We start from the raw sequence: 20,772 nt of genomic DNA, 5'->3' as shown, positions 1-20,772 counted from the left end.
GCCGGAGCCCACCGCCGCAGGGGGTGGCGCCCCCGGGAGTCCGGTACGCCATGGCCGCACGTGCACCCGTCCGCGCCGGAGCGGCGCCGGAGCGGCGCCGGAGTGACTTACACTCAAACGGAACGCGTTCGATCCGGACCCCGCCGGTGCGGCCCCGTACGAGGAGACCGACGCGGACCGCGGACCAGTACCGCGACCGTCGGCGTCGAGGCTGCGCACCGTCATCGAATCGGGCATACTGTGGCGCGTCACAGCCGATCACACGGCTGTCTGTGCGGACTCTCCCGCGATCCAGCTGACGAACAGGACCACCGTGTTGAGGATTTTCCAGCCGCGGTGCTGTGCCGACAACGGTACGGCCCGCCCGCACACCATCCCCGGGGCCGGGGAGAGGTCCTCTTGAGGAACGGTGTGCGCCTGGCTGTGGACCCTGGCAACGCCCGTATCGGGGTCGCTGCCAGCGACCCCAGCGGCATGCTCGCCAGCCCGGTCGAGACCGTTCCGCGCGGCAAGGGCGACATGCAGCGAATCGCCCTGCTGGTCCTGGAACGGGAGGCGCGGGAGATCGTTGTGGGCTACCCTGCCTCACTGTCAGGCAAGGAGGGCCCGGCGGCCCGGTCCGCCAGGGAGTTCGCGAACGCGCTCGCCGCGCTCCTGCACCCCGTTCCCGTCCGACTGGTCGACGAACGCCTCACCACGGTGACCGCCCAGGGCCAACTGCTCTCCGGGGCTTCCTTCGCCAAGAAGGGCGCCAAGGGCGGGCGGGCCCGCAGGTCGGTCATCGACCAGGCCGCCGCCACCGTGCTCCTCCAGAGTGCCTTGGACCAGGAACGGTCAACAGGCCATCCCCCGGGCGAGATCGTCCGCTCCAGCCAGGGAGAAGAATGAACGACAGGGATGATTACCCCGACAATCCCTATCGTGGGCACCCCGACCGCGAGCGCGGTTACGACTACGACCCGCTCAGCGACCCCATGCCCGCGCAGCCGCCCCCACGTGGCCGCAGGGCGCGTCCCGAGTCCGCAGCCTGGAACGACACCCCCGGAGCGGGTGAGTTCCAAAGCAGCGGCCCGGACACCGGAGGGGGCCGCACGCCCCGGTACGCCAGCGGAGGGGGAGAGTACGACCCGCTGGGCCCAGATGCCCAGCCGCCCGGGCGCCGACGCCGCCCGGAGCCGCCCGTGGAGGGCCCCGGCGTCCCGCCTCGGCGCGTCGGGGCCGCCGACGCCCTGCGTGGAAGCCGTGCCGCCCGCTCCGGGACTTCCCACCCCCAGGGCACGGAAGAACCCCGGCCGCACGATCCCGCGCCGCCCCGGCGCACCGCCGGCGACCCGACCCAGGACGCCCTTGCCGCCCTGGCCAACCTGGGTGAGAGCGCCGCACCGTCCCAGCCAGTCGAGAGCGCTCCGCAGCCGCCCCCCGGAGCCGAGGAGCCGCCCCGGCGCAGCCGCCGCACCCGCTCCGAACCCGAGCCCGGGCCCCGTCGCGGGGCCGGCGGGGACGAGGACGTTCCCACGGGCCGTCGTGGCCGCCGCAAGCGCGGCAGGCGCGCGGAGGAGCCTGCCGGAGGCTTCCTGGACGACGTCCCCGAGGAGGACGGCGCCTTCGGCGCCGGCGCCCCCGCGGACACGGGAGCCTTCCGTGAGGAGGAGCCCCGGAGCCGTCGCGGCGGTCGTCGTAGACGCGGCATCCCGGTGGACGACGTGCCAGCCGGGGGCGCGGCCCCGCCCCCGCCCCCGGACGAGCAGCCCGAGGGCCGTCGTGGCCGCCGCAAGCGCGGCAGGCGCGCGGAGGAGTCCTTCGGCGGTTTCCTGGACGATGCCCCGGAGGACAGCGGGTTCTTCGACTCGGGGAGCTTTCCCGGTGTGAGCAGCTCCGCCGACACCGGTGCGTTCGCCGCGGTCAGCGAGCCCCCGGGTCGCCGCTCCCGTCGTAAGCGCGCCGACAGCGGAGACCGTGCCGACGAGGTCTCCGCCGACACCGGTGGCGACCCTGACACGGGTGCGTTCGCTGGGGACGTTCCTGAGGAGGCGCCTGAGCCGCGTGGTCGCCGTGCCCGCCGCAGGCGTGCGGCCGCGGCCGAGGACGAGCCCCGGAGCCGCCGCGGCAGCCGCCGCAGGCGAGGGCGGCGGGAAGAGCCGGAGGAGGAGCCGAAACCGGAGGAGGAGCCGGAGGAGGACGAGTACGAGTACGAGGAACCCGGACTCGCCGATATCGCCGAGGCCTACGGCGGCGGACGCAGCAGCCGTAGGAAGGCCAAGGAGCTCAAGCGGCGGGCACGCGCCAACGCGGGCAGGGGCGGCAGGAAGCGCCGCCGCAAGAGCAAGGGCATGATGATCCTGCTGGCCCTGGTCCTCGTCCTCGTGATCGCGGGCGGCGGCTACGGCGTCATGCGCACCTACGTCTTCCCGGCCGACTTCGAGGGCCAGGGCAGTGGTGAGGTCGTCTTCGTCATCGAGGAGGGCCAGAGCGGCACCGCCATCGCCGACAACCTCGCCGACGAAGGGGTCGTGGCCAGCGTGCGCGCGTTCACCAACGCCCTGGACGCCGTCCCGGAGGAGGAGCGCGGTGACGGGCTCGTCCCCGGCACCTACTCCCTGGCACAGGAGATGAGCGGCGAGGCCGCCGTGGCCGCGCTGCTCGACGCCGACAACCGGCTCGGCGGGCAGGTCCGCATCCGTGAGGGGCTGCGCTCGGAGGAGGTCCTCGAAGAGATCGCCGAATCCACCGACCTGACGGTGGAGGAGCTGGACGAGGCCTACGCCCGGACCGACGAGCTCGGCCTGCCCGGTTACGCCACCGAGGGTCCCGCGGGCTACCTGTTCCCGGCCACCTACCGGTTCGATCCGGGTACCGAGGCACTGTCGGTCCTCAAGACCATGGTGACCAAGCACCAGCAGGTCGCCGATGAGATCAGCCTGGAGGACCGGGCCGCCGATCTCGGCTACGACGCCAACGAGATCATGGCGATCGCCTCCATCATCCAAGCCGAGAGCGGTAAGCCCGAGGACATGCCGAAGGTCTCCCGGGTGATCCACAACCGCATGGACATCGACATGGCCCTGCAGATGGACAGCACCTGCTTCTACGCCATCGGCGAGTACGGCATCGCGCTCAACGACGATCAGCGCGAGAGGTGCAACCAGGACACCAGCGGGTTCGACACCTACCACAAGCCCGGGCTCATCCCAGGCCCCTTCGTCGCACCCGGGCAGGAGGCCATGGAGGCGGCCCTGGACCCGGCCGAGGGCGACTGGCTGTACTTCGTCGCCACCGACCCGGAGAACGGTGTCACCGAGTTCACCGGGGACCACGAGGAGTTCAAGCGGCTCAAGGAGGAGTTCGAGGAAAACTGGTTGGGGGATTAGTGCGCACCGCAGTGCTGGGCTCTCCCGTGGCCCACTCGCTCTCACCGGTTCTGCACACCGCCGCCTACACGGCGATGGGGCTGACGGACTGGTCGTACGGCAAGTACGAGTGCGGTGAGGAGGACCTCGCGTCCTTCCTCGCCGGGCTCGGTGGCGAGTGGGCCGGGTTCTCCCTGACCATGCCGCTCAAACGCCGTGCCCTGGAACTGGCCGACACGGTTACCGATCTGGCCCGGCAGGTGGGCGGCGCCAACACCTTCTTCCGGCGCAACGGAGCGTGGGAGGCCGCCAACACCGACGTCCCGGGGATCGCCGCTGCCTTGGCGGAGGCCGGGGTGACCACTCCGCGCGACGCGGTCGTTCTGGGCGCCGGGGCCACCGCGGCCTCCGCCCTCGCCGCGCTGCGCCAGCTCGGCCTGACCTCGCCGGTCACCGTGCTGGCCCGTGACACCAACCGCACAGGGGAGGTGACCGCCGCCGCCCGGCGGCTCGGCCACCCGATCAGGATCGCACCGCTCTCGGAGCTGGACGAGTACCTGGACGTGGACCTGGTGGTCTCCTCCCTGCCCTCGGGCGCGGCCGACCACCACGCCGACCAGCTCGCCGCCTCGGGCGCCGACCTGTTCGACGTCGTCTACTCGCCCTGGCCGACCCGCGCCGCCATGGCCGTCGCCGCGGGGGGCGGCCGTGTGGTCGGCGGTTTTCCGATGCTGCTCCACCAGGCCGTCGGGCAGGTCCGACTGATGACGGGGGTCGAGGACGTTCCGGTGGAGGCCATGCGCGAGGCGGGCAGCGCGGAGCTGGACCGCCGTTCCGTGTCCGTCGGGGCGGGCCGGCCCCCCGGCGCGCCTGGTGGCTGACCAGCGCGGCCGGACGGGGTCCGCCCTGCTTCCGCCGAAGCGGTGGGCCGAGCATGGGCCGACCCCTGGTATGATGAGGTATCGACTTGTTCCGGTGTGTTTCACACCGGAGCCGCAAGTGGAGGTGATCCTCCCACCTGCCGGGCACAGCTCGTGTAGGTCCGGTCCGGCGATCGAGCGCGCCAAGCTCTGTTGGCCGGGTGCCCGTGTCCGGGGTGCCTGGTGTGCGTGCCCGCTCCTCGCCGGGAATAACCGATTGGATCGCCCCGCTTGCAAACGCTGGCGGGGTTTCGCTGTATGTGGACCCCGACGAGGCCGAGCGCCCGACGGACGAGGGTGGCCCGGCCCGCAGGGCCGCCCACCGTCTGGCGGACGGCCGATTCCAGGTAATCCGAGAAAGCTAGGGAGGGGTCCCATCAGCGCCGAGCCCCGCATCAATGACCGCATCCGGGTGCCCGAGGTCCGTCTCGTCGGACCCAACGGTGAGCAGGTCGGAATCGTCTCCGTGCAGGACGCACTGCGTCTGGCGCAGGAGTCCGACCTCGACCTCGTCGAGGTCGCTCCGACCGCGCGCCCGCCGGTCGCCAAGCTGATGGACTACGGCAAGTTCAAGTACGAGTCCGCGGTCAAGGCCCGTGAGTCGCGCAAGAACCAGTCGAACACGATCATCAAGGAGATCAAGCTCCGCCCGAAGATCGATCCGCACGACTACGAGACCAAGAAGGGTCACGTGGTGCGGTTCCTCAAGAGCGGGGACAAGGTCAAGGTGACGATCATGTTCCGCGGCCGTGAGCAGTCCCGGCCCGAACTGGGTCGCCGACTGCTGGCGCGGCTGGCCGAGGACGTCCAGGATCTTGGCACCGTGGAGTCGCAGCCCAAGCAGGACGGCCGCAACATGGTCATGGTGATCGGCCCGCACAAGCGGCGGTCCGACCACAAGGCCGAGGCCCGCGCGGCGGCGGAGGACAAGTCACGCCGCGAGCAGCGTTCGGGCGCCTAGCGACGGGAAGTCCCCACCGCCCGGTCGCCGGGGAGGCACCGGGTGGTGGGGTGGGCTGTGCCAGCACAGCCCGGATGCATCGCATCAGCGCGCAGGGGCCCCGCCAGAGCAGCGGAAGAACCGTGCCAGCCGTCCCAGGCGGGTGGCACGCCGACGGAGTAGGAGACGCGGCGACATGCCGAAGAACAAGACCCACAGTGGGGCCAAGGACCGCTTCAAGCTCACCGGCTCCGGCAAGATCATGCGCCGCCGTGCCAACAAGAACCACATCCTTGAGCACAAGACCTCCAAGCGCAAGCGCAAGCTGAGCAACGAGTCCGTGCTCTCTCCCGCGGACACCAAGAGCATGCGCAAGCTGCTCGGCAAGTAGCCCCGAGACTCTTCCCAGGAGCGCCCACGTGCCGGGCAGTCAGCACGGTGACGGCCCCAGGAAGGGAACCACACGAAGCAACACGGCCGCCGGGTTCGTTGAAGCCGGGCCGGTCGGCGCGCCGCGCGCGCCGGACGAGACAACGAGGGAGTTCCAGTGGCACGCGTGAAGCGGGCTCTCAACGCCAAGAAGAAGCGCAAGGTCGTTCTCGACCGGGCGAGCGGTTACCGCGGTCAGCGTTCGCGCCTGTACCGCAAGGCCAAGGAGCAGATGCTCCACTCGATGACCTACTCCTACCGGGACCGCAAGGACCGCAAGGGGCAGTTCCGTCGCCTGTGGATCCAGCGCATCAACGCCGCGGCCCGGGTTCACGGCCTGACCTACAACCGCTTCATGCAGGGCCTGAAGCTGGCCGGCATCGAGGTTGACCGCCGTATGCTCGCCGAGCTGGCTGTCAACGACGAGGCCGCCTTCGCGAGCCTGGTGGAGACGGCCAAGAAGGCCCTCCCCGCCGAGGCCGCGGCCTAGGGTCGAAGGTGATCGGCGAATAGCGATGGCGAGCCACGAGTTCACGAGTATCCGCTCACCCAGGATCAAGGGGGTTCGGCGGCTCGCCAAGCGCACGTTCCGCCAGCGTGAGCGGCGCTTCCTCGCGGAGGGGCCGCAGGCGGTGCGGGAAGCCCTGTCCGCCGCGGGCGGCGGTGACGGGCGGCCCCACGGGGCCGCCCCGGGCGTTGTCGAGGTCTACGCCACGGCGGAGGCCATGCAGCGCCACATCGACCTGTTGGACGCCGCCCGCGCGGCGGGCGTACCCATTCACAGGGTCAGTCTGGACGTGATGTCGGAGCTGGCCCAGACCGTCACACCGCAGGGCGTCATCGCCGTCTGCGAGTTCGTCGACGTCCCCTTGGACGGTATCGGCGACGTTCGCCTGGTGGTCGTACTCTCCCACGTCCGCGACCCGGGCAACGCGGGCACGGTCCTGCGCACCGCCGATGCCGCCGGTGCCGACGCGGTGGTCTTCACCGACGCCTCCGTCGACCCCTACAACGGCAAGTGTGTCCGAGCCTCGGCGGGAAGCCTGTTCCACCTGCCCGTGGTCGTGGGCGTTCCGGTGTCACGCGCGGTCGACTTCCTACGCGGAGCCGGGGCGCGGGTATGGGCCGCCGACGGCAGCGGCACCCGCGACCTGCACACCGTCGCCGACGGCGGCGGCCTGGACGGCCGGGTCGGCTGGGTGTTCGGCAACGAGGCCTGGGGCCTGCCCGGGGACGTCGTCTCCCTGACCGACGGCGCGGTCAGCGTTCCGATCTACGGCGGGGCCGAAAGCCTGAATCTGGCCACTGCCGCAGCTGTGTGCCTGTACACCACCGCACGGCAGCAGCGGCGCTCCTGACCGATCCGGACGGACTTGGATCGTGCCAGGTCAGGGCCTGGCCGGTCACTTTGGGTGATCTCCTGGTGGCGCCTGACCCGCCCCTGTCGCGGGGTGTTACCCGGACGCACGCGCTCAGTCCGTGCGTTCATCTGCTTGAAATGCACGTGCACGGGGCCTGGGTGCCGATAGGGTCGCCAGGAGAGGGATCGCGGAGGGTCCATGCGCGTTGCGCGTAGGATCCAGCGTGCTCACCCGTGTTAGGGGTGGACGCTGTGACGTCCCGGCCTCACCCGGCAGGCTTGACGACACCGCGTGAACACGCGGGGCGTACTCGGATCGGCGATCCCTGTTCCCGGGTGGCGGGCCGACCGGAGAGGGCTTGTACGCTCTTCTCCCGCCAGGCGCCCGATCCCGGGCCGCGAGGCGTACCAGGTGGAAGTGCAGGGTAGACAACCTGCGGTGGTGCCCACGGGGTTGACCACCGGTCAGCGGTCCTCGGCCCAGGAGCCTGCGGTCGTGGACCTTCAAGGGGAGCGGGGAGAGGCGTGGGCAGCGGCCGGCAGGCGGATCACCCGGCGGAGGACTCGGGCGACGGAACCGCGCACTCCCCGGGCGGCCCCGGACAAGGGGCCGACCCAGCCACCGAGGCCTCTCCAGAGGCTGAGGACGACCGCGAACCCGGTATCCGCGACCCCTTCGGCGCGCAGACCACAGCCGCCCTGCAAGAGGTCGGCGGCGCCTCCGCCGGAACCGGCCCACTGCACCCCGACGACCTGCCCGACGGTGTGGTCGTGGCCGACGCGCGCGGCCGGGTCGTGCTGTTCAACGTCCAGGCCGCCCAGCTCATCGGTATCCCCGTCGAGGCGGCCCTGGGCCGCGACTACCGCGCTGTCCTGCCGCTGCTGGGCATCGACGGCAACGACTGGTGGGAGGCCAGCAACCCCTACGGCGGCGCACGTGACCGCGTCCGCCAGCCCGAGCGCGCCCTCCTGTTGCCCGACGACCGCGAGATCCTCGTCGCCGTGCGCTACGTGCGCGCCCGACCCGGCGGCGAGCTCGTCCGTCTGGTCGTCACCCTGCGGGGCGCCTCCGTGCGTGCCGAGCGCTCCCGTGCCGACCTGGTCTCCCAGGTGGCCCACGAGCTCCGCTCCCCTCTGACCAGTGTCAAGGGATTCACCTCCACCCTGCTCACCAAGTGGGAGCGCCTCACCGACAAGCAGAAGCTGTTCATGCTGGAGACGGTCAACGCTGACGCCGACCGCGTCACCCGACTCATCCACGATCTGCTCGACGTCTCGCGTATCGAGTCCGGCCGCCTGGAGGTGCGCCGCCAGATCGTCGACCTGCCCGAGGCCGTGCGCCGGGTCGTGGCCGGGCGCGTGGCCTCCGGCGAACCCGAGGAGCGCTTTCGCGTCGAGACCCGGGGCGAGCTGCCGCGTATGTGGCTGGACGCCGACAAGATCGAGCAGATCCTGTTGAACCTGGTGGAAAACGGCGTGCGGCACGGCGCTGGTACTGTCAGTGTTGTGATCGAGCCGTGTGAAGGAGGAACAGCGGTGTCGGTGCGCGACGAAGGCCAGGGCATAGCGCCCGAGACCATTCCGCGCGTCTTCCGCCAGTTCTGGCGCAGCAAGCGCCGGAGCGGGACCGGCCTCGGACTGTTCATCGTCAAGGGCCTCGTCGAGGCCCACGGCGGCACGATCACCGTCGGACGCGCCCCCAGCGGCGGTGCCGAGTTCCGATTTACCATGCCCGCCGGGACGCCTGAGTTCGTCTGAATACCCTTCGGACCCTCCAGCCTCCCCGGTGGGCGCCACGGCGTGCTCCCGGCCCCGCAACGGACTCTTTTCCGGGCATGCCCGCAATCCGTCTGCTTTCCCTGTCGGCTTCGTCCGCCCCGTCGCGGACCGTGACTGCCGCCCGTCCCCCCTCATCCTGGTCGGGGACTTCGGCGGCGAGGCAACCAACCATGTCTGCACCGAACAATTCCTTCGATCCGGTCGAGGTGACCCCCCTGCACCCCGACGAGGTCGCCCGCATGCGCGAGGAGGCCCTGGCCGCCATCGAGGCGGCCGCCGACCTCGCCGAACTCAAGGAGGTCCGGCTCGCACACGCCTCGGACCGTTCCCCGCTGGCCCTGGCGAACCGGGAGATCGGCGCCCTGCCCCCGGCCGCCAAGGCCGACGCGGGCAAGCGTGTGGGCGGCGCCCGGCGCGATGTCGGCCAGGCCCTCAAGGCCCGCCAGGCCGTCCTGGAGGCCGAGCGGGACGAGCGGGTCCTCATCGAGGAGCGGGTCGACGTCACCCTGCCCTGGGACCGGGCCCCGCGCGGCGCCCGTCACCCGCTGACCACCGTCGCCGAGCGCGTGGCCGACATCTTCGTCGGCATGGGCTTCGAGGTCGCCGAGGGCCCCGAGGTGGAGGCCGAGTGGTTCAACTTCGACGCCCTCAACTTCCAGCCCGACCACCCGGCCCGCACGATGCAGGACACCTTCTTCGTGGAGGGCCCCGACGGTGGTGAGTCCGGCCTGGTCATGCGCACCCACACCTCGCCGGTGCAGGTGCGCGCGCTGCTCTCCCGCGAGCTGCCGGTGTACGTGGTCGCGCCCGGCAAGACCTTCCGCACCGACGAGCTCGACGCCACCCACAGCCCCGTCTTCCACCAGTTGGAGGGCCTGGTCGTGGACAAGGGCGTCACCCTGGCCCACCTGCGTGGTGCCATTGACGCCTATGTGGAGGGTGTGTTCGGCGAAGGGCTGCGGACCCGGTTCCGCGCCTCCTACTTCCCGTTCACCGAGCCGTCCGCCGAGGTGGACATGGAGTGCTTCGTGTGCCGGGGCGCCTCCGTGGGCAACCCCGACGCGGCCTGCCGCACCTGCTCCAGCGAGGGCTGGATCGAGATCGGCGGCTGCGGTGTGGTCAACCCGCGCGTACTCACCGCTGCGGGCGTGGACCCCGAGGTCCACACCGGTTGGGCCTTCGGACTGGGAATCGAACGGACACTGATGTTCGCGCACGGTGTGCGCGACATGCACGACATGGTCGAGGGCGACATTCGCTTCACCTCGGCGTTCGGGAGTGAGAACTGATGCGCGTCCCCCTTACCTGGCTGCGGGAGTACGTCGACCTGCCGGCCGACGTCACCGCCCGCGACCTCGCCAGTCGCCTCACCCTGGCAGGTCTGGAGGTCGAGACCGTCGACGAGCTCGGCTCCGACATCAGCGGCCCCATCGTCTACGGTCGCGTGCTCTCCATCGAGGAGCTCACCGGGTTCAAGAAGCCCATCCGCTACTGCCGTGTGGACGTGGGAGAGGCCAACGGCAGCGGTGAGCCGCAGGAGATCGTCTGCGGCGCCCGCAACTTCTCCGAGGACGATCTGGTCGTGGTCTGCCTGCCCGGCGCCGAACTCTCCGGGGGCTTTCGGATCGGGGCCCGCAAGACCTACGGCAGGATGTCGGCGGGCATGATCTGCTCGGCCACCGAGCTGGGCCTGTGGGAGGACCACACCGGCATCATCGTTCTGCCCGAGGGCTTCGGTGAGGTGGGCGAGGACGCCATCGGCCCCCTCGGCCTGCGCGAGGACGTCCTCGACATCGCCGTCACCCCCGACCGCGGCTACGCGCTGTCCCTGCGCGGCGTGGCCCGCGACGCGGCCGCGCTGTACGGGGTCGGCTTCCGCGATCCGGCCGACCGCGCGGTGTCCGAGCCCGCCGGCGACGGCTGGCCCGCCGAGGCCGACCCGGCGCTGTGCGACCGCTACGTCCTGCGCGGCGCCACCGGATTCGACCCTGACGTGCCCAGCCCGCTGTGGATGAAGCGCCGCCTGCACCAGAGCGGCGTGCGCCCGCTCTCCCTGGCCGTGGACGTCACCAACTACGTGATGCTCGAACTCGGCCAGCCGCTGCACGCCTGGGACCGCGCCCAGCTCAGGGGAGGCCTGCGTGTGCGCGCCGCCGAGGCGGGGGAGAAGCTGGAGACCCTGGACCGCGTCCAGCGCTCCCTGGACACCGACGACATCGTCATCGCCGACGACAGCGGCCCGGTCAACATCGCGGGCGTCATGGGCGGCCTCAGTACGGAGATCTCCCTGACCAGCACCGAGGTGCTGGTAGAGGCTGCGCACTTCGACGCCATGCACATCGCCCGCGCCTCGCGCCGCCACCAGCTGTCCTCGGAGTCCTCCCGCCGGTTCGAGCGCGGTGTGGACTCCGCCGTGCAGCTGGCCGCAGCCACCCGCGCGGTCGAGCTGATCGCGGAGCTGGGAGGTGCCACCGTCGAGACCGCCTACACCCACCTGGACCGGACCCCGCCCCGTGAGCCGATCACGGTAAGGGCCTCACACGCGGGCTCCGTCGCCGGTGTGGACTACCCCGAGGGCACCACGGAGAAGTGGCTGCGCGTCATCGGCTGCACCGTGGAGGCCGACGGGGACATGCTGAGGGTCACCCCGCCCACCTGGCGGCCCGACATCACCGACCCCAACGACCTCGCTGAGGAGGTCATCCGGTTCGAGGGCTATGAGAACATCCCCTCGGTCCGCCCGCTCGCCTCGGGCCGGGGACTGACCGCGAGCCAGCGCCTGCGCCGGGCGGTCGGCCGTACCCTGGCCGACACCGGCTTCCACGAGGTGCTGAACTACCCGTTCGTCGGCGAGCGCGACCTCGACGGGCTCCAGCTGGAGGCCGACGACGATCGCAGGAGGGCGCTGCGCCTGGCCAACCCGCTCAACGAGGGCGAACCGCTGCTGCGCACCTCGCTGCTGCCCGGTCTGTTGAAGGCCCTGGCCCGCAACGCGGGGCGCGGCTTCACTGATGTGGCCCTGTACGAGATGGGACTGGTCTACCAGCCCAGGCACGAGGCCGCCCGCGCTCCGATGCTTCCGGTGGACCGCGGCCCCAGCGCCGAGGAGCTGGCCCGGATCGACGCCGCCCTGCCAGAGCAGCCGCGCCGGGTGGGCGCGGTGGTCTCCGGGCTCGCCGAGCGGGCCGGATGGTGGGGCACGGGCCGAGAGGCCACATGGGCCGACGCCGTCCAGGCCGCACGTGACATCGCACGCGTCGCCGGAGCGGAGCTGGAGGTCGAGGCCGACCAGCACGCCCCGTGGCACCCGGGCCGCTGTGCCGCGCTGTACGTGCGCGCGGGCGGTGAGCGTCTGCTCGTGGGGCACGCCGGTGAACTGCACCCGCGTGCCGTCAAGGCATTCGGGTTGCCCGAGCGCACGGCGGCTGTGGAGGTCGAACTCGACCGGATCGAGAGGGCCCGTATCCCGGTCACCGCCCCGGAGGTGTCCACCTACCCGGTGGCCGCTCAGGACGTGGCCCTGGTCGTGGACTCCGCGGTGCCGGTGGGGCGGATCAGCGAGGCCCTGGCCGAGGGCGCGGGTGAGCTGTTGGAGAATGTGCGACTGTTCGACGTCTACACCGGCGAGCAGGTCGGTGAGGGCCGTAAGTCGGTGGCCTTCGCCCTGCGCTTCCGGGCCAAGGACCGGACGCTGACCGCGGAGGAGGCCAGCGCCGCGCGAGACGCGGCCGTCGCCGCCGCCGCGGAGCGCACGGGGGCCGTCCTGCGCGGCTGAGGCGCATGTACGGGCCCGTGCCCGGGTCCGGCGGGGCCGGTCACCTCCAAGACGGGGTGACCGGCCCTTTTCGCGTGAAGGGGAGGGTGCGCAGAGTCACGATGCTGCCCGCGTGCTGCCGAAAGCTCTGATGAGAACCCCCGGATTCCAGAATTTTTTCAGCCTGTTTTTCCAGGCCAGCAAGGGTTTTGGTGCTGATTCCGGAGGGTAGCTGGCATGAAGTTTAAGTTTCGGGGCATGAATCGTCGTTTTGTCTCTTGCTGTGAGGTGGGTCGCCCGCTTAGCCTGCAAGCACCTGCCACTATCGGGCGTCCGGGTGCAGGTCAGATCAACCTGGGTTTTCCACTGCGCTCTCGCGCATGACACGGCTCGGAGGTCGCCATATGACCGAAACGGTTGTATCGTCCGCACTCGCTCCCCGGGAACACCGGGAGCCCAGCCGCCTCTGGCACACTTTCTGCGATATGAACACCGTGGCCAAGGGCCCGGAGTTCATGGTGGCCCGCGCCGAGGGCGTGTGGCTCTGGGATGACTCCGGCGACCGCTACCTGGACGGTACGGCAAGCCTCTGGTACTGCAACGTCGGGCATGGACGCACCGAGATCGCGGACGCGGTCCACCGCCAGCTCAGCACCCTGGACGCTTACACCGTCTACGGGGACTTCACCAACCGGCCGGCGGCGGAGCTCAGTGAGCGCTTGGCCGCACACGCGCCCGTCACCGATCCGAGGGTGATCCTGACCTGCGGTGGCGGAGAGTCCATCGACACCGCCGCCAAGCTGGCGCGCCGGTACTGGGCGGTCACCGGTCGGCCCGGGCGCACCCACCTGATCAGCCGGACCGGCGGCTACCACGGCCTGCACGGCTTCGGCACGAGCATCTCCGGCATGGACCGGTTCCGCAGCGGCTACGGCAGGCTGGTCGAGGACACCTCGGTGGTGCCACACGACTCAGCCGCGGCCCTGGAGGCCGAGATCCTGCGGGTGGGACCCGAGCGGGTCGCGGCCTTCTTCGCCGAGCCGGTGGTCGGCGCGGGCGGGGTGTTCCTGCCGCCGGAGGGCTACTTCGCCGAGGTCTCGCGGATCTGCCACAAGTACGACGTGCTGTTCGTCGTCGACAGCGTCATCTGCGGTTTTGCCCGGATGGGCAACTGGTTCGGGATCGAGCGCTTCGGGGTCGACCCGGACATGATCGTCTTCGCCAAGGGCGTCTCCAGCGGGTACCTGCCGCTGGGTGGCATCGTGGTCAGCGGGCGCGTGGCCGACCCCTTCTACAACGGTGAGGGCAACCCGTTCATGCACGGGACCACCTACGCCGGTCACCCGACGGCCTGCGCGGCGGCGTCGGCCAACCTGGACATCCTGGAGCGCGAGGACCTGTTCACGGTCTCGCTGGAGGTCGAACGGCACCTGGACGGCGCGCTGCGCGGCCTGGCCGACCACCCGCTGGTGGCCGAGGTCCGCTCGGGTGTCGGGGTGATGGGCGCGGTGGAGCTTACTGAGGAGGCTCTCACCGGGCGGGGGATCACCACGGCGGAGGTGTTCGCCGAGGCGAGGGCCCGCGGGGCGATCCTGCGACCGATCCCGACGGCACTGCTCGTCTCGCCGCCCCTGATCATCACCTGGGAGCAGATCGACCACCTGGTGTCCACCCTGGCGGCCGCGCTCGACGCGGTCGCGGCCCGTCACTGACCACGGGGCCCTGCCGTCTCCGGGGAGCGCGGCGGGGTCCTGTGGAGCATATCCGTCCAACCTCATACCGGTTTGCTGACCCGGCGCGTGGCAAGGCGCGCCGGGTGTGACGTGTTCACGGGTGGAACACATTGGGTGAAACGCCCGTTGTCGAGTAAAGTTTACTGGGAAGATATTTCTTGTGGGTGGGATGCGCGCCGGCGTCCGGCCCGAGGGACAGGAGCGGGGCATGACCACACAGCCGACCGAGACCGTGGCAGGCACGGGGACCGTGCCGAGCGACGACGACCTCATCACCACATGGGGGCTGGTCCACGAGGCGATGAACGCCATCCAGCCCAGGCTCCTGAGCGGCATCACCCCCGACGGCAGGGACATGGCGGGGCCCTGGTTCGAGGTGCTCATACGCCTACAGCGCGCCCCGGGCCACCGGCTGCCCATGAGCTGCCTGGCCCGTGAGGTCAGCCTGAGCACGGGCGGGTTCACCAAACTCGCGGACCGCCTGGAGCACGAGGGCTACCTGGCGCGGGAGAACTGCTCCTCCGACCGCCGGGTCGTCTACGCGGTGCTCACCGACAAGGGCCTGGACTTCATCGGGAAGACGCGTACCAAGCACGTCGAACGGCTGCGTGAGCACGTCCTGGGCCCGCTCGGCGACGACGGCGTCCGTCAGCTCGCCAACATGGCGCGCACCCTCCGTGACAGTGCCTGCTGCTGACAGTGCGTCCGCATCGAGGCTGTAAGTAGCCGAATTCGTCTTTCTCGACCGGTCATCGCTCACGAAGGCACTGAAAACATCCCACGAACCGTCGTTCCCGTGTAGGTTGGCGTGAGTTCGTGGGTTCCACGCGGGGTGGGCCGTGAGCGCACAGGTTTCGGGGGGAAAGATGGGACTGTTCACCACTGCCGCGCAGATGAGGACGATTCCCCGGTCCTCACGTTTCGCCAACGGGGGCGTGTCCTTCTGGTTCCGCGACACCGGGCTCCCCGAGCGTCGTGCGCCCCTGCCCGGCACCGCCGACTACGACGTCTGCGTGGTCGGAGCCGGATACACCGGCCTGTGGACCGCCTACTACCTCAAGAAAGAGCAACCGGATCTGCGGGTGGCCGTGGTCGAACGCGAGTTCGCCGGATTCGGTGCCTCCGGCCGTAACGGGGGGTGGCTGTCGGCCGAGTTCGCGGGCTCGCGCGAACGCTACGCACAGTCACACGGCAAGGCCGCGATGATCGCCCTACAGCGGGCGATGATGGACACCGTGACCGAGGTGGCCTCGGTAACCGACGCCGAGGGCATCGACGCCGACATCGTCCGCGGCGGCATGCGCCTGGTGGCCACCAACGCCGCCCAGCGCGAGCGCCTGGCCGAGGACATCGAGTACCTCCAGGAGTGGGGCTACTGGCCCGACGACATCCACTTGGTGGGCAGCGACCACGAGCCCCGGCTGTCGGTGTCCGGTGCGGTCGCCTCCGCCTACTCCCCGCACGCCGCCCGCGTGCACCCCGCCAAGCTGGTCACCGGCCTGGCCCGAGTGGTGGAGGACCTGGGCGTGGCGATCTTCGAGGACACCGCCGTGGAGGAGATCCGCCCCCGCGGCGGCGCGTCCCGCCCCGCGGTCTTCACCGAGCACGGGACCGTCTACGCCGACCACGTCGTGCGCGCCACCGAGGGGTTCACCTCCACACTGCGAGGCCAGCGCCGCGAGTGGTCGCCGATGAACTCCTCGATGATCGCCACCGAGCCGCTCCCCGCGAATCTGTGGGAGAAGATCGGCTGGGACGGCCGCGAGGTCCTGGGCGACACCGCCCACTCCCACGTCTACGCCCAGCGCACCGCCGACGACCGCATCGCCATCGGCGGACGCGGCGTCCCCCATCGTTTCGGCTCCGGCCAGGACAAGGACGGCGCCACCCAGCCGCAGGTCATCGCCGGGCTGTGGCGTGCGCTCACCCGCCTGTTCCCCGACGCGGCCGAGGTGCCGGTCGAGCACGCCTGGTCCGGCGTGCTGGGGGTGTCGCGCGACTGGTGCCCGACCGTGCACATGGACACCGAGGCCGGCCTGGGCTGGGCGGGCGGCTACGCGGGCAGCGGTGTGACCACCAGCAACCTGGCCGGGCGCACCCTGCGCGACCTGATCCTGCGCCGGGAGACCGACCTGACCCGCCTGCCCTGGGTCGGCCACCAGGTCCGCGGCTGGGAGCCCGAGCCCCTGCGCCGGGTGGGCACCCAGGTCATCCACGGGCTGTACCGCACCGCCGACCGCCGCGAGTCCCGGACCGAGGACAAGGCCCACACCTCACGCTTCGCCGGGATCGCCACCCGCATCGCGGGCCGCTGACCGGAGGGCGCGGAGCCCACCGTCACCAGTCCTCACCAGTGCCCCGGGCGCGACCGGGGACTCGGGACCGTGCTCGGGTCCGGGCGACACCCTCGTCATTGCTTGCATAAATTTACATGGTCATGCATGATGGTTCAGTCAGTTTCGACCAGGGGGCATCACCATGGGATACACAGCGGCCATCGCCGGCGCCAGCGGCTACGCGGGAGGCGAGCTGCTGCGCCTGATCCTGGACCACCCCGAGATCGAGATCGGCGCGCTCACCGCGGGGAACAGTGCCGGGACCCCCCTCATCCAGCACCAGCCGCACCTGCTGCCGCTGGCCGACCGGGTCCTGGCGCCCACCACCGTCGAGGAGTTGCGCGGCCACGACGTCGTCTACCTCGCCCTGCCGCACGGCCAGTCCGCCGAAATCGCCCAGCGGCTCGGAGACGGCACCCTCGTGGTCGACTGCGGCGCCGACTTCAGGCTCAACGACGCCGCCGCGTGGGAACGCTTCTACGGAACCCCGCACGCCGGTACCTGGCCCTATGGTCTGCCCGAACTGCCCGGGCAGCGTGAACGACTCGCCGAGGCACGCCGCGTCGCCGTCCCCGGCTGCCACGTCACCGCTGCCACGCTGGCCCTGCTGCCCGGCCTGGCCGAGCAGCTCGTGGAGCCCGACCTGACCGTCGTCGCCGTCACCGGCACCTCCGGCGCGGGCAGGTCGCCCAAGCCCAACCTCATCGGCAGCGAGGTCATGGGAGCCCTGAGCCCCTACGGCGTCGGCGGTGCCCACCGGCACAACCCCGAGATCGTCCAGAACCTCACCTCGGTCACCGGCGAGCCGGTCAAGCTGTCCTTCACCCCGATCCTGGCTCCGCTGCCCCGCGGCATCCTCACCACCTGCACCGCACCCCTGCGGCCCGGCACCACCGCCGACCAGGTTCGCGCCGCCTACCAGGCCACCTACGCCGACGAGCCCTTCGTCCACCTGCTCCCCGAGGGCACCTGGCCCAGCACCGCCATGACGCTGGCCGCCAACACCACACTCGTACAGGTCACCGTCGACCCCGACGCGGGCCGCATGGTCGTCGTCGCCGCCCTGGACAACCTCACCAAGGGCACCGCGGGCGGCGCCCTCCAGAGCACCAACCTCGCCCTCGGCCTGCCCGAGGACACCGGCCTGCCGCTCGCCGCGGTCGCACCCTAGGAAGGCAGCACCGTGAGTGTCACCGCACCCCGGGGCTTCCGCGCCGCCGGAGTCGCCGCGGGCCTGAAGGACGACGGCGCCCGGGACGTCGCGGTCGTCGTCAACGACGGCCCCTCCCGTGCCGCGGGGGCAGTCTTCAGCGTCGCCGACGACAAGGCCGCCCCCGTCCTGTGGTCCGAACAGGTCGTCTCGGGCGGACGCGTGCGCGCCGTCGTCCTCACCTCCGGCGGAGCCAACGCGGGCACCGGCCCCCTCGGCTTCCAGGACGTCCACGCCCAGGCCGAACACACCGCCGGCCTGCTGGACGACTCCGCCGCCGAGGTCGTGCTGTGCGCCGCTGGCCCCGTTGGCACACGCCCACCCCTGGACACCCTGTGCCAGGGCGCCGCCACAGCCCTGGCCGAGGCCTCGCGCAGCGGGGGACTGGCCGCCGCCGACGCCATCCGCACCACCGACACCGTCGCCAAGATCGCCTTCCGGCGCGGTGACGGCTACACCGTCGGCGCCATGGCCAAGGGTCCCGACGCCTCCCTGTCCTCGGTGCTGTGCGTACTCGCCACCGACGCCGACCTCACCGCAGACCAGTGCCAGCGCCTGCTGGCCTCCGCCGCGGACAAGACCTTCGACCCGCTGACCGCCACCAACGACACCGTGCTGCTCATGGCCAGCGGCGCCAGCGGCACCACTCCCGACGAGGGCACCCTCGTCGCACTGCTCACCGAGGTGCTGGCCGAGCTGGCCACCCAGATCGGCGCCGACACCCCCGCCACCGACCACGACCAGGCCGAGAACTCATGATCGCGCGCTCTCCCCATCCCTCTGAGGACCAGTCCAGGGCTGACGCCCTGGGCAAGGCCGCCCACCTTATCGAGGCGCTGCCCTGGCTCTCCCGCTTCCACGGCCGTACCGTCGTGGTCAAGTACGGTGGCAACGCCATGGTCAGCGAGGAGTTGCGCGTCCGTTTCGCCGAGTCCATCGTCTTCCTGCGCTACGCGGGCCTGCGGCCCGTCGTCGTGCACGGCGGCGGGCCCCAGATCAGCGCCCAGCTCAAGCGCTCCGGCGTGGAGTCCACCTTCGCCGCCGGGCTGCGTGTGACCACCGACGAGGCCATGGACATCGTCCGCATGGTCCTCACCGGCCAGGTCAACCGAGAGATCGTGGGCCTGGTCAACCAGCACGGCCCCTTCGCCGTGGGTGTCTCCGGCGAGGACGCCAACCTCCTGGCCGCGGAGCGCAAGACCGTCGAGGTGGACGGCGAGGCCGTCGACCTCGGCCGTGTCGGCCAGATCACCGGCGTCGACCCGGGCGCCGTCGCCGCGCTCCTGGCCGACGGCCGCGTCCCCGTGATCGCCAGCGTCGCCCGAGCCGACGACGGCGGTGTCTACAACGTCAACGCCGACACCGCCGCCTCCGCACTCGCGGTCGCCCTGGGCGCGAGCAAGCTCATCATGCTCACCGACGTCGAGGGCCTGTTCTCCGACTACCCGCACAACACCGAGCTGATCAGCCGCCTGGACGTCGACGAGCTGCGGTCACTGCTGCCCTCCCTGGCCTCGGGGATGCTCCCCAAGATGGAGGCCTGCCTGCACGCGGTCGAGGGCGGCGTCCCCCAGGCCCACATCATCGACGGCCGCATCCCCCACTCCCTGCTCCTGGAGGTCTTCACCGACCAGGGCATCGGAACCATGGTCGCCGACGAGGAGCTGGAGGCCGCCCTGCTCGCCGGAAACGGCCACACCCAGCGCCCCTGGCGCCCCACCGAAACCACCGCCACGAACGCAGGAGGCGTACAGTGACCAGCGGCCCCGAACTGCGCGAGCGCTTCGCCGCCTCGCTCATGCCCACCTACGGAGTCCCGCCCGTCGCCCTCACACTCGGGCGCGGCTGCGAGGTCTATGACGCCGACGGCCGCCAGTACCTCGACCTCATCGCCGGAATCGCCGTCTCCAGCCTCGGACACGGGCATCCCGCCCTGGTCAAGGCGGTCGCCCACCAGACGGCCACCCTGGCCCACACCAGCAACCTGTTCGTCCATGAACGCGAGGTCGAACTCGCCGAGCGCCTGATCGGCCTGGTCGGCGGCGACGCCAAGGTCTTCTTCGCCAACTCCGGAACCGAAGCCAACGAGGCCGCGCTCAAGCTGGTCAAGCGCGCCACCGGTCCCGGCCGCCACTACTTCGTGGCCGCCGCGAAGGGCTTCCACGGCCGTACCTCCGGCGCCCTCGCACTCACCGGCAAGGACACCATCCGCGAACCCTTCGGCCCCTTCGGCATGGACGTGCGCTTCGTCCCCCACGGCGACCTGGACGCCCTCGCCGAGGCCGTGGACGAGTACTGCGTCGCCGTGTTCACCGAACCCACCCAGGGAGAGGCAGGGGTCGTCCCCGCACCCGACGGCTACCTCGCCGGAGTCCGCGGTATCTGCGACGACACCGGTGCCGCCTTCGTCCTGGACGAGATCCAGAGCGGCATCGGCCGCACGGGACAGTGGTTCGCCCACCAGGCCGAGGACGTGCGCCCCGACGTTCTCACCCTCGCCAAGGGCTTGGGCGGCGGCCTCCCCATCGGTGCCTGTGTCGGCTTCGGCCGCTACGCCGACGTCTTCGAAAAGGGAGAGCACGGCTCCACCTTCGGCGGCAACCCCGTCGCCTGCGCCGCCGCCCTGGCCGTCATCGACACCATCGAGAGCGAGGACCTGCTCGCCCACACCGCCGTCATGGGCGACCTGCTCGCCGAGCAGATCGACGCGCTCGACCACCCCCTGCTGGCCGGACAGCGCGGCAGCGGACTGTGGCGGGCCATGGAGCTCACCGCGCCGCACGCCGCACACGTGCAGGAACAGGCGGCGGTCCGCGGCTTCCTCGTCAACGCCGTGGCACCCGAGGCCGTCCGGATCGCCCCGCCCCTGGTCATCACACCCGAACAGATCGGCCTTTTCATCGAGGCGCTGCCCACCATTCTGGACGCCTCCGAGGCCGCAGCGACGAAGGAGCAGCAGTAACC

General features: G+C 71.2%; 17 protein-coding genes. All 17 read left to right on the top strand.

The annotated features are described in order from the left end of the window. The first annotated feature begins 399 nt into the window (after positions 1–399). The gene (ruvX, locus tag AC0T5L_RS18060) at positions 400–888 is read left to right on the top strand and encodes a Holliday junction resolvase RuvX (RefSeq protein WP_476166673.1); all 489 of its coding nucleotides are present in this window, start codon (positions 400–402) and stop codon (positions 886–888) included. Continuing rightward, a complete protein-coding gene (gene mltG, locus AC0T5L_RS18055; RefSeq protein ID WP_476166672.1) occupies positions 885–3,368 on the top strand; it encodes an endolytic transglycosylase MltG in 2,484 nt (827 codons plus the stop codon). Before ruvX ends, mltG begins: the two co-directional genes overlap by 4 nt. After that, positions 3,368–4,228 (top strand): shikimate dehydrogenase, encoded by an 861-nt coding sequence (locus AC0T5L_RS18050; protein WP_476166671.1) that lies wholly within the window; start codon positions 3,368–3,370, stop codon positions 4,226–4,228. The genes mltG and AC0T5L_RS18050 overlap by 1 nt, the downstream gene beginning before the upstream one ends. 379 nt (positions 4,229–4,607) lie before the next feature. Then, complete coding sequence (gene infC, locus AC0T5L_RS18045; protein ID WP_083609110.1) at positions 4,608–5,228, top strand: translation initiation factor IF-3; 621 nt, start codon at positions 4,608–4,610, stop codon at positions 5,226–5,228. 175 nt (positions 5,229–5,403) lie between these two features. Further along, positions 5,404–5,598, top strand: coding sequence for a 50S ribosomal protein L35 (rpmI, locus tag AC0T5L_RS18040; RefSeq protein ID WP_476166670.1), 195 nt, complete (start codon positions 5,404–5,406; stop codon positions 5,596–5,598). A gap of 156 nt (positions 5,599–5,754) precedes the next feature. Beyond that, on the top strand, positions 5,755–6,126 hold the full coding sequence (rplT, locus tag AC0T5L_RS18035; RefSeq protein WP_476166669.1) for a 50S ribosomal protein L20: 372 nt from the start codon (positions 5,755–5,757) through the stop codon (positions 6,124–6,126). Positions 6,127–6,151: 25 nt separating this feature from the next. Further along, entirely contained in the window at positions 6,152–6,994 is an 843-nt protein-coding gene (locus AC0T5L_RS18030; protein ID WP_476166668.1) for a TrmH family RNA methyltransferase, read from the top strand. 527 nt (positions 6,995–7,521) lie between these two features. Continuing rightward, positions 7,522–8,754 (top strand): sensor histidine kinase, encoded by a 1,233-nt coding sequence (locus tag AC0T5L_RS18025; RefSeq protein WP_476166667.1) that lies wholly within the window; start codon positions 7,522–7,524, stop codon positions 8,752–8,754. Positions 8,755–8,945: 191 nt separating this feature from the next. Further along, complete coding sequence (gene pheS, locus AC0T5L_RS18020) at positions 8,946–10,064, top strand: phenylalanine--tRNA ligase subunit alpha (RefSeq protein ID WP_476166666.1); 1,119 nt, start codon at positions 8,946–8,948, stop codon at positions 10,062–10,064. Continuing rightward, positions 10,064–12,550: a phenylalanine--tRNA ligase subunit beta gene (pheT, locus tag AC0T5L_RS18015; RefSeq protein ID WP_476166665.1), complete on the top strand. Its 2,487-nt coding sequence runs from the start codon at positions 10,064–10,066 to the stop codon at positions 12,548–12,550. Before pheS ends, pheT begins: the two co-directional genes overlap by 1 nt. A gap of 464 nt (positions 12,551–13,014) precedes the next feature. Continuing rightward, on the top strand, positions 13,015–14,241 hold the full coding sequence (locus tag AC0T5L_RS18010; RefSeq protein ID WP_476166664.1) for an aminotransferase family protein: 1,227 nt from the start codon (positions 13,015–13,017) through the stop codon (positions 14,239–14,241). A 229-nt stretch (positions 14,242–14,470) separates the two neighbouring features. After that, the gene (locus AC0T5L_RS18005; RefSeq protein ID WP_476166663.1) at positions 14,471–14,959 is read left to right on the top strand and encodes a MarR family winged helix-turn-helix transcriptional regulator; all 489 of its coding nucleotides are present in this window, start codon (positions 14,471–14,473) and stop codon (positions 14,957–14,959) included. Between the two features lie 196 nt (positions 14,960–15,155). Further along, positions 15,156–16,577 carry an NAD(P)/FAD-dependent oxidoreductase gene (locus AC0T5L_RS18000; RefSeq protein ID WP_476166702.1) on the top strand — a complete coding sequence of 474 codons (1,422 nt, stop codon included), beginning with the start codon at positions 15,156–15,158 and terminating at the stop codon, positions 16,575–16,577. 163 nt (positions 16,578–16,740) lie between these two features. Continuing rightward, a complete protein-coding gene (gene argC / locus AC0T5L_RS17995) occupies positions 16,741–17,769 on the top strand; it encodes an N-acetyl-gamma-glutamyl-phosphate reductase (protein WP_476166662.1) in 1,029 nt (342 codons plus the stop codon). Positions 17,770–17,781: 12 nt separating this feature from the next. Continuing rightward, complete coding sequence (locus tag AC0T5L_RS17990; RefSeq protein WP_476166661.1) at positions 17,782–18,567, top strand: bifunctional ornithine acetyltransferase/N-acetylglutamate synthase; 786 nt, start codon at positions 17,782–17,784, stop codon at positions 18,565–18,567. After that, a complete protein-coding gene (gene argB, locus AC0T5L_RS17985; protein ID WP_476166660.1) occupies positions 18,564–19,565 on the top strand; it encodes an acetylglutamate kinase in 1,002 nt (333 codons plus the stop codon). The genes AC0T5L_RS17990 and argB overlap by 4 nt, the downstream gene beginning before the upstream one ends. Continuing rightward, a complete protein-coding gene (locus AC0T5L_RS17980; protein WP_476166659.1) occupies positions 19,562–20,770 on the top strand; it encodes an acetylornithine transaminase in 1,209 nt (402 codons plus the stop codon). Before argB ends, AC0T5L_RS17980 begins: the two co-directional genes overlap by 4 nt. Positions 20,771–20,772: the final 2 nt, after the last annotated feature.

It is taken from the genome of Nocardiopsis sp. TRM 82005, from assembly GCF_056312425.1.
The sequence above is the reverse complement of the archived record's forward strand: the minus strand, read 5'-3'. Positions and strand labels throughout refer to the sequence as shown.